This is a genomic window from Paratractidigestivibacter sp. (assembly GCF_052362415.1).
In the GTDB taxonomy this organism is placed as follows: Bacteria; Actinomycetota; Coriobacteriia; order Coriobacteriales; family Atopobiaceae; genus Paratractidigestivibacter.
The window spans coordinates 1-621 of the sequence record NZ_DAWEMK010000130.1; the positions used below are offsets into that span (position 1 = coordinate 1).

The window sequence follows — 621 nt, forward strand, 5'->3', positions numbered from 1 at the left end:
TCATCGTGCGCGAGGGCGGGGAGGGCGCGGCGTCGCCTGCGGGCGTCGCCTCCGAGGTCGCCTCGCTCGCCGACGACTCGCTGCGCGCCGCCGAGCCGCCCGCGCCCGTCCCCACGCCCCAGAGGATCCAAGACCCTGCGCTCGAGGGACTCGAACCGGGCGAGCTCACCTCTGAGCTCGCGCGCCGCATGATCGGCGACCATGAGCTCCTGCCGGCCCAATAAGCGGCGCTCGTTGTGCTCGGCGCGCATCGAAGCTGCCTCGCTGTTATGGCGACGGGGCGGGGCAAGTCGCTCATCTTCTACATCCACGCAGCGCGTGAGGCTATCCTCGAGGGGGCAGCGTCCGTCTTCGTCTACCCGCTGCGCGCCCTCGTCGCCGACCAGGCCTTCCATCTGCAGAAGACCCTCGGCGCCCTTGGCCTCGCGACGGAGGTCCTCACCGGGGAGACCGACGCCGCCGACCGCGACGCCGTCTTCGCCGGGCTCGCCGACGGCGCGGTCGACGTCGTCCTGACCACGCCCGAGTTTCTCGCTATCCATTCCGCCCGGTTCGCCTCGGCCGCGTGATGAGCCTCGTCGACGACGACGAAGCCGATACGGCCCGCCTCGGCGAACCGGG

2 protein-coding genes are annotated in these 621 nt (G+C 72.0%); both read left to right on the top strand.

Translation table 11 applies throughout. The annotated features are described in order from the left end of the window. On the top strand, window positions 1–224 hold a 224-nt coding region (locus ACT84W_RS09680), incomplete at its 5' end, for a hypothetical protein (RefSeq protein WP_444329056.1). 45 nt (window positions 225–269) lie between these two features. Next, window positions 270–569 (top strand): DEAD/DEAH box helicase, encoded by a 300-nt coding sequence (locus ACT84W_RS09685; RefSeq protein WP_444329057.1) that lies wholly within the window; start codon window positions 270–272, stop codon window positions 567–569. Window positions 570–621 lie beyond the last annotated feature (52 nt).